Source organism: Streptomyces luteolus (genome assembly GCF_029968015.1).
In the GTDB taxonomy this organism is placed as follows: Bacteria; Actinomycetota; Actinomycetes; order Streptomycetales; family Streptomycetaceae; genus Streptomyces; species Streptomyces luteolus.
In genome coordinates, this window is the sequence record NZ_JASCIS010000091.1 from 1 (window position 1) to 6,795 (window position 6,795).

Annotated in this window: 4 protein-coding genes and 1 pseudogene; 4 read left to right on the forward strand and 1 reads right to left on the reverse strand. The window is 70.9% G+C overall.

The genetic code is table 11. The annotated features are described in order from the left end of the window. Positions 1-259: 259 nt before the first annotated feature. Positions 260-1,609 carry an FAD-binding oxidoreductase gene (locus QIT00_RS38395; protein ID WP_282540142.1) on the forward strand — a complete coding sequence of 450 codons (1,350 nt, stop codon included), beginning with the start codon at positions 260-262 and terminating at the stop codon, positions 1,607-1,609. A gap of 251 nt (positions 1,610-1,860) precedes the next feature. Here QIT00_RS38395 and QIT00_RS38400 read toward each other — a convergent pair whose 3' ends face one another. Next, positions 1,861-2,445, reverse strand: a complete 585-nt coding sequence (locus tag QIT00_RS38400; protein WP_282540143.1) for a biotin transporter BioY — start codon at positions 2,443-2,445, stop codon at positions 1,861-1,863. A 263-nt stretch (positions 2,446-2,708) separates the two neighbouring features. On the opposite strand from QIT00_RS38400, the gene QIT00_RS38405 reads away from it, so the two are divergent. The 3 genes and pseudogenes from QIT00_RS38405 to QIT00_RS38415 all read left to right on the forward strand — a co-directional run bounded on the left by QIT00_RS38405 (position 2,709) and on the right by QIT00_RS38415 (position 6,794). After that, a complete protein-coding gene (locus QIT00_RS38405) occupies positions 2,709-4,130 on the forward strand; it encodes an amino acid permease (RefSeq protein ID WP_282540144.1) in 1,422 nt (473 codons plus the stop codon). 120 nt (positions 4,131-4,250) lie between these two features. Then, a pseudogene (locus QIT00_RS38410) lies at positions 4,251-5,657 on the forward strand (amino acid permease); the annotation flags it as partial. A 495-nt stretch (positions 5,658-6,152) separates the two neighbouring features. Beyond that, the gene (locus QIT00_RS38415) at positions 6,153-6,794 is read left to right on the forward strand and encodes a superoxide dismutase (protein WP_282540145.1); all 642 of its coding nucleotides are present in this window, start codon (positions 6,153-6,155) and stop codon (positions 6,792-6,794) included. The last annotated feature ends 1 nt before the right edge of the window (position 6,795 follow it).

A 6,795-nucleotide genomic window follows, 5' to 3' on the forward strand; every position in this document is an offset into this window, starting at 1 on the left:
ACTCCTCTCCCTCCTCGTCGCCGCCCTCGTCATCGCCATCGCCGTCCTGCGCGAACGCGGCCGCACCCGCACCACCACCGGCACCGACCTGGACGCCGAACTCGACGCCCGACTCGACGCCTGACCCACCCCGCACCCGTATCAGCGCCCCCTTCGGTGACCGTCACCGAAGGGGGCGCTGTCGTACCGGCTGTCGCACGGCTGTCGTACGGAGAAAAAGTTGACGGAAGTTGTCAGGTAACGCGGTGAGAGTGGCCGCATGACCGAGAACCGGACCTCCTCAGCGCTCCCCCTCCCCGACACGCACGGCCCCGTCCTCCGCCCCGGCGACGTTGGGTACGACGAGGCGCGGCAGGGCTTCCAGACCGCCTACGCCCATCGCCCCGCGCTCACCGTGGGCGCCGAGAACGCCGACGACGTACGGGCCGCGGTGCGGTACGCGGGCGCGCACGGGCTCCGTGTCGCCGTGCAGTCCACCGGACACGGGCTCGCCGCCGCGGCGGGCGACGACGCCCTGCTCGTCGCCACCGGCCGGATGAAGGGCCTGCGGATCGACCCGGCCGCCCGTACCGCCCGCGCCGAGGCCGGGGTGACCTGGGCCGAGGTGATCGCCGCTGCCGCCGGGCACGGGCTCGCGCCGCTGAACGGCTCGGCGCCCGGCGTCGGCGTCGTCGGCTACCTCACCGGCGGCGGACTCGGCATCCTGGGGCGGCGGTTCGGCTACGCGGCCGACCACGTGCGCTCCTTCGACCTCGTGACCGCCGACGGCGCGCCGCGGCACGTCACCGCCGACACCGAGCCCGAGCTGTTCTGGGCGCTGCGCGGGGGCGGCGGCGGCTTCGGGGTCGTCACGGCGGTGGAGTTCGGCCTCGTGCCGCTCACCGAGGTCTACGGCGGTGTCCTGGCCTTCGCCGACGAGCGGGTGCCGGGGGCGCTGGCCGCGTACCTGGCGTGGACGGAGGGTCTGCCCGAAGAGCTGACGTCTTCGGTTGTCCTCATGACCTGGCCGGACGCGCCGTTCGCGCCGGAGGCGTATCGCGGGCGGTACGTGATGGCGGTGCGGGTCGCGTACACCGGGAGCGCGTCGGAAGGCGCCCGACTGGTCGCTCCGCTGCGGGAGTTGGGGCCGATGGTCGACGACCTGCGGGTCATGCCGTACGCCGAGAGCCACACGATCCACAGCGATCCGCCGTATCCGCACCCGTACGACGGGGACAACGCGCTCGTCACGTCGGTGCCGGGCGCTGCGCTCGGCGCGCTGACCGGGGAGGCGGCGCGGGCCGGGGCGGTGGTGCAGATCAAGCATCTGGGCGGGGCGCTCGGGCGGGAGCCGGAGGTGCCGAACGCGGTGGGGTTCCGGGGGGCGCGGTATCTGGTGACGGTGCTGTCGGCGCTGTTCGAGCTGGACCGCTCGGGGGCTCGGGCTCTTCAGGGCGAGGCCCTGGCCCCGCTCGCGGAGGTCCGGCTCGGGCGGAACCTGAACCATCTGTTCGGGGAGCGCGGGGAGTTGGCGGTACGGGATGCGTACGAGCCGGGGGTGTGGCGGAGGTTGGGGGTGGTGAGGAGGGCGTACGACCCGGCGGGACTGTTCGGCGCCGGGCCGTTCTGATCCCCTCCCCGCCCCTTCCCGAAGTCTTGCCGACAGCCCCTGGGGGCTGCCGCCCCCAGACCCCCGTATCGCGCTGAGGCGCTCGTCCTCAAACGCCGGACGGGCTGGTTTTTAGGGGGCGCGGGGAACTGCGCGACCAGCCACGACGGCGAGGCAGTAAAAAGACGGCCGAGAAGCGGGGCCCGGGGGCGCAGTCCCCGAAGCCGTCCGCCAGGACTTTCGGGAAGGGGCGGGGAGGGGAAGAAAAAGCCTCAGCCCCGACGGCCCGCCAGCTTCCAGGCCGACGGGAGCAGACCCATCGCCAGGGCGGCCTTCAGGGCGTCGCCGATGAGGAAGGGGACGACTCCCGCCGCGAGGGCGGCAGTGAAGGAAAGACCCGTGGCGGCCATCAGCCACGGGACGCCGACCGCGTAGATCACCAGCGAGCCGAAGGCCATCGTGCCCGCCATCCGCAGCGCGGACCGGTCACCGCCGCGGCGGGCCAGCTCGCCGACCATCGTCGCGGCGAGCAGCATGCCGAGGATGTACCCGAAGGACGCCCCGCCCCAGCCCGCGGTGCCGTCCTGGAACCACGGGACGCCCACGACGCCGGCGAGCGCGTACACCGCGAGGGCGGCGAAGCCGCGGCGGGCGCCGAGTGCGGTGCCGACGAGCAGCGCGGCGAAGGTCTGGCCGGTGACCGGGACCGGGGAGCCCGGCACCGGTACGACCACCTGGGCGGCGAGCCCGGTGAGTACGGCGCCGCCGGCGACCAGCGCGGCATCGCGGGTGCGCGAGGCGGGCAGCAGGTCGGCGAGGACCTGGCCGGGACGGGTGGTGACGGCTGCGGTGGCCATGGGACTCCCTGGCAGGACGTGGTGCGGCGGTGGTGGTACGGGACGGTGTGACGTTAGCCCACAGCCCTGCGCGCCATCACCATGAGGCGCTGACAAAGCGGCCGTTGGGGAGTTGGTGTGATCCACACAAAGCAGCGGCCCCACACCTCCGCCCCGCGTGACCCGCATCACTCCAGGCCAGGGCAGCAGCACCGCTTTTGCGGAATGCGGGGTACCGGGGAGAGACTGTGGGGTCCCACCAAATCGCTGAGAGCGCCCCCCACATGCACGACTCCCCGGCCCCCGCGGCCGCTCCGCAGGACCCGAAGCCGCCCCTGGAGGAGTCGGAGCCGCTCTCCCACGCCCTGAAGCAGCGGCATCTGACGATGCTGGGCCTGGGCGGCGTGATCGGCGCCGGGCTCTTCGTCGGCTCGGGCGCCGGGATCTCCGTCGCCGGACCCGGCATCGTCCTCTCGTATCTGATCGCGGGCACGCTCGCGATGCTCGTGATGCGGATGCTCGGCGAGATGTCCGCGGCGATGCCGGCCTCGGGTTCGTTCTCGGTGCACGCGGAGCGGGCGATCGGGCGCTGGGCCGGGTTCAGCGTGGGCTGGCTCTACTGGATGCTGCTCGTCGTCGTGCTCGCCGTGGAGGCGACCGCGGCCGCGCAGATCGCGCACGGCTGGGTCGGATCCGTACCGCAGTGGACCTGGGTGCTGATCTTCATGGTGTTCTTCACCGGCGCGAACCTGGCCGCGGTGCGGAACTTCGGCGAGTTCGAGTTCTGGTTCGCCCTGCTCAAGGTCGTGGCGATCGTGCTGTTCCTCGTCCTCGGCGCGCTCGCGATCCTCGGGCTGCTGCCGGACACCGATCCGGTCGGGCTCACCAACCTCACCGGCCAGGGCGGGTTCCTGCCGAACGGCTGGGAGGGAGTGGTCTCCGGCGTGCTCGCGGTCGTCTTCGCGTTCGGCGGCCTGGAGGTCGTGACGATCGCGGCGGCCGAGTCCGCCGACCCCGCCCGCTCGGTGGCCCGCGCGGTGCGCAGCGCGGTCTGGCGGATCCTCTTCTTCTACGTCGGCTCCATGCTGGTGATCGTGACCGTGCTGCCGTGGACCGCGCAGAAGGCCGGGCTCAGCCCGTACGTGACGGTGCTCGACTCGATCGGGGTGCCCTCGGCCGGGCAGATCATGAACATCGTGGTGTTCGTGGCGCTGCTCTCGGCGCTCAACGCCAACCTGTACGGCTCGTCGCGGATGATCTTCTCGCTCGCCGAGCGCGGGGAGGCCCCGAAGTCGCTGCTCCAGGTGTCGGGCGGCGGGGTGCCGCGGCTCGCGGTGCTCGCCTCGGTGGCGTTCGGCTTCGTCTCCGTACTGCTCAACCTGAAGTGGCCGGACTCGGTCTTCAAGTACCTGCTCAACTCGGTCGGCGCGGTCCTGCTGTTCGTGTGGGCGCTGATCGCCGTGTCCCAGCTGCGGCTGCGGCGGCAGTTCGAGCGCCGGGCGCCGGAGCGGCTCGTACTGAAGATGTGGGGCTTCCCGTGGCTCACCTGGGCGGCGCTTGCGGCGATCGCCGCGGTGGTGGGGCTGATGCTCAACGACGCGGAGGCACGGCCGCAGCTGCTCTGGTCGACGGGCGCGACGGCGGCCGTGATGGCGGTCGCGGGGCTGCGCGAGTGGCGAGCGCGACGGAGGCACAACGCACGGTGACGGACCGCACACTTCAAGTCAAAGAATTGTCCGGATAGCGAGCTGGATCTTCTGCTCAGCGGAGACGGCACTCACACTGGCCCCACTTCTACCGTCTCACGTACTGGACTCCCCTCGACCATGTCTCGGACAACTCTGGACAAAGAGCAAGATTCGGGTACTTCCGCCGACGCACGTCCTGACGCACGTCTCGGCAACGGCCTGAAGCAGCGCCATCTCTCCATGATCGCCCTCGGCGGTGTGATCGGTGCCGGACTGTTCGTGGGCTCCGGTGCCGCGATCGCCGCGGCCGGACCGTCGATCATCATCGCGTACGCGATCTCCGGCGCCCTCGTCATGCTCGTCATGCGCATGCTGGGCGAGATGGCCGCCGCCAACCCGGCCTCCGGCTCCTTCTCGGTGCACGCCGAGAAGGCCATCGGCCCGTGGGCGGGCTTCACCGCCGGCTGGTCCTTCTGGTTCCTGCTCTGCGTGGCCGTGGGCCTGGAGGGCATCGGCGCCGCGAAGATCGCGCACGGCTGGGTCCCGAGCGTGCCCGAGTGGGCGTTCGTGGCGCTGTTCATGCTCCTCTTCTGCATCACGAACCTGATCTCGGTGCGGAACTTCGGTGAGTTCGAGTTCTGGTTCGCCGCGCTGAAGATCGGCGCGATCGTGCTCTTCCTCGGCATCGGCGTCGCCGCCATCGCGGGCGTCCTGCCGAACCACGAGCCGCCGGGCCTGTCCAACCTCACCGGCGAGGGCGGCTTCTTCCCGAACGGCAGCGAGGGCCTGATCGTCGGCCTGCTCGCCTCGGTCTTCGCGTACGGCGGTCTGGAGACGGTCACCATCGCGGCGGCCGAGTCGGAGCACCCGGTCAAGGGCGTGGCGAAGGCCGTGCGCACCGCGATGTGGCGCATCGCGATCTTCTACGTCGGCTCGATGGCGGTCATCGCCACCCTCGTCCCGTGGACCGACCCGGCGCTGCCCAACCCCGACAAGGGTTCGTACGTCGTGACCCTGGAGGCGCTCGGCCTGCCGGCCGCGGGCCAGATCATGAACGTGGTCGTCTTCATCGCCCTGCTCTCCGCGATGAACGCCAACATCTACGGTGCCTCCCGCATGGCCGGCTCGCTCGTCGCCCGCGGTCAGGGCCCGAAGGTCCTCGGCAGGATCTCCGGCGGCGTCCCCCGTGCCGCCGTGATGACCTCCAGCGTCTTCGGCTTCGTCTGCGTGCTGCTCAGCTACTGGTATCCGGAGACGCTGTTCGCCTGGCTCCTGAACATCATCGGCGCGATCATCCTCGTCGTCTGGTTCTTCATCGCCGCGGCCCAGCTGCGCATGCGCAGGAAGCTGCAGCGCGAGGCGCCGGAGAAGCTCGTCGTGAAGATGTGGCTCTACCCGTACCTGACGTGGATCGCCCTCGCCGCTATGGCCGCGGTCTTCGTGCTCATGGCGCGCGAGGAGGGCACGCGGGTCCAGCTGTACTACACGGGCGGCCTGACGATCGTGCTCGCCGTGATCGGCTACGTCCTGCAGCAGTCCAACTCCGTGAAGGCCGCGCACGCCAAGGTCGACACGCTGGCCGCCGAGCTGGAGGACCTGAAGGCGGGCAAGCTGCCGCCGGCCCCGGCGGGCGGTGACGCGGGCGCGGAGGCCGAGGCCGGGGTTTCGGAGGAGGCGGAGGAGGCCCCCGCGGAGGCGGCTGCGGAGGCCGAGGCCGAGGAGAAGGAGGCGGAGGACGAGACCTCCGAGACCTCAGGCGACGACGCCGAGGAGGCCGAGGACGCCAAGCCCGAAGCCGAAGCCGAAGCCGAGGCCGACTCCGACAAACCGAAGGCCAACACGTCGAAGGCCGACAAGCAGAAGGCCGACGCCAAGCGCTGACCCGGCTCTCTGTCTCGTACGACCGCAGGCCCCCGCCCGGACACCCGGGCGGGGGCCTGCGTCATGCGCGTCCATCCGAGGGTCCACCACGCCGGAACGATCTCTTGCTGCTAGCCTGCACTTGCAAGTTGGTTGCAATAAGCGTTCGAGGGGAATCCGATGGCCGTCTACACACTTCCTGAACTCCCGTACGACTACGCGGCCCTCGAGCCGGTCATCAACCCGCAGATCATCGAGCTGCACCACGACAAGCACCACGCGGCGTACGTGAAGGGCGCGAACGACACCCTCGAACAGCTGGCGGAGGCGCGCGACAAGGAGGCGTGGGGCTCGATCAACGGCCTGGAGAAGAACCTGGCCTTCCACCTCTCCGGGCACATCCTGCACAGCATCTACTGGCAGAACATGACCGGTGACGGCGGCGGCGAGCCGCTGGCCGCCGACGGTGTGGGCGACCTCGCGGACGCCATCGCGGAGTCCTTCGGTTCGTTCGCCGGGTTCAAGACCCAGCTGACCAAGGCCGCGGCCACCACGCAGGGCTCCGGCTGGGGCGTGCTCGCCTACGAGCCGGTGAGCGGGCGCCTGATCGTGGAGCAGATCTACGACCACCAGGGCAACGTCGGCCAGGGCTCCACGCCGATCCTGGTCTTCGACGCCTGGGAGCACGCCTTCTACCTGCAGTACAAGAACCAGAAGGTCGACTTCATCGACGCCATGTGGGCCGTCGTCAACTGGCAGGACGTCGCCAAGCGGTACGCCGCCGCCAAGGAGCGCTCGTACAACCTGCTGCTCGCCCCCTGAG